Annotated in this window: 2 protein-coding genes and 1 pseudogene; all 3 read right to left on the bottom strand. The window is 60.5% G+C overall.

The genetic code is table 11. The annotated features are described in order from the left end of the window. Positions 1-351 (bottom strand): annotated as a pseudogene (locus AC1DT2_RS23220) (hypothetical protein); the annotation flags it as partial. A gap of 156 nt (positions 352-507) precedes the next feature. Further along, a complete protein-coding gene (locus AC1DT2_RS23225; protein ID WP_477299032.1) occupies positions 508-1,119 on the bottom strand; it encodes a hypothetical protein in 612 nt (203 codons plus the stop codon). 32 nt (positions 1,120-1,151) lie between these two features. Next, positions 1,152-1,464 (bottom strand): XVIPCD domain-containing protein (locus AC1DT2_RS23230; RefSeq protein ID WP_477299033.1); only part of this gene is annotated, 313 nt, incomplete at its 5' end.

Raw genomic sequence — 1,464 nt, forward strand, 5'->3', positions numbered from 1 at the left:
GTATAGGGGTGCATCAAATGTTGTCGTCTTCTCCACGGCTCTCACCGAGATTGCAACCAACGTCCAGTGGCAGACGTCAGGGCCGAAATAGTTTTCGTCTTTCAGGCCATCCATGTAGAGCTCACCCTGATAGCGACCATCAGCCGAGCGCGTGAGATGTATTGGCAAACGCCCAACAGGAGTTACGTGAAGACCGGAAGTGGCCTGCTTCGGTGCACACTCCTTGTTCGCTATCTCGAATTGCCCTTGGGCTGTCAGAGAGTCGAATGGACCCGGAGCATTCTCCAGGGCCACGGTAATCGCATAACGCATCTTCGGATGCGGATTGAGTTCGATCTTTGAGTCTTCCATGTTTCCACCACATGCAGTCAGTAAGAGACACAGGCCGGGGACGGCGACCTGCACGATCTTTCGGATTCCAGCCGAGCCGGCTTTCCGAATAGAGGCGCTAGGGACGAATCGCGCGATAGGTTTGAAGCGATTGGTGTTCATCGAGGCGGAGGCGCGTCAGGCGCCGGTGTCCTCGGGACTCAGGCCCATCGAGTATTCCTCGATATCCTTGCCGTCGACCCAGCCGGTAGCGCAGTCGCCGGTGTAGTGGCCATCGGGCTTGAGCCTGCAGGCGGTACCAGTGGCAGGCCGCTTCCACTCAACGGGTGTGTCGGCGCCTTTGCAGATTTCGTTAGCCTTGCAGCCCTTCACCGTTTTCGTGGGAACCGCCTTGACCAAGGCGCGAACCAGCACGCCTTCCTTGCGCTGAGTCGCCTGGATGCAAAGCAACTGGTGCTCGCCGACATGGGCAACGGGCTTGGCCGAGGTCGCCTGGAAGTTGTCCTCGAGCGTTACACCCTTGGCACCGATGACGCCGCCGAAGGCCATGTTCGAGGTACAGTCGTCGTTGACGTCCACGGCGGTGTTGTCGATCGTGCAGGCGACATTGCCGTACTTGTCCTTTCCGCACACCACCTTTGAGCCTGGTGACGAGGTCTGTAGCAGGGACTGGTAGTCGCGGGCGTCCGGCGGCGCCGCGAAGGCGGAGGCCGAGGCGACAAGCAGTGCAGCGAGCAGGCCTTGCACGGCGGCCGTCCAGCAGAAGGAGCGGTTCTTGGTAATGGTCATCGGGTGATCCATTTTCAGCTTCGGGGAGTGCATCAGACGGTCGGACTCGTGGCCTGCGAAGGCGGTACCTGCATCGGCGCAGTCGCTGCAGGCTGCGGAGCCTGTTGTGCCGCGATCTGCAGGGACTGTCGACCGCTTTCTTCCAGTGACGTGTTTGCAGCCTCCTGTGTAGAGGCTTCCGCGACCTTCTTGAAGGGCGAGTTGAGCTCGCCTTGTACCGCGTAGACCTTGCTGGCGTCGTCGTTCAGTACAGCGTGATCGACGCGAGTCATACCCTCGCCAACCGCTTTCGTGGTGAGGACGCCGGCGATCTGGTCACTCCGCAGGTCCGGGGTACGCTGGTGC

Source organism: Luteibacter sp. P4_E6, assembly GCF_056401535.1.

Coding starts and splice junctions, on each gene's coding strand:
- AC1DT2_RS23225 (WP_477299032.1), bottom strand. CDS start 1,119: ATGACCATTACCAAGAACCGCTCCTTCTGCTGGACGGCCGCCGTGCAA.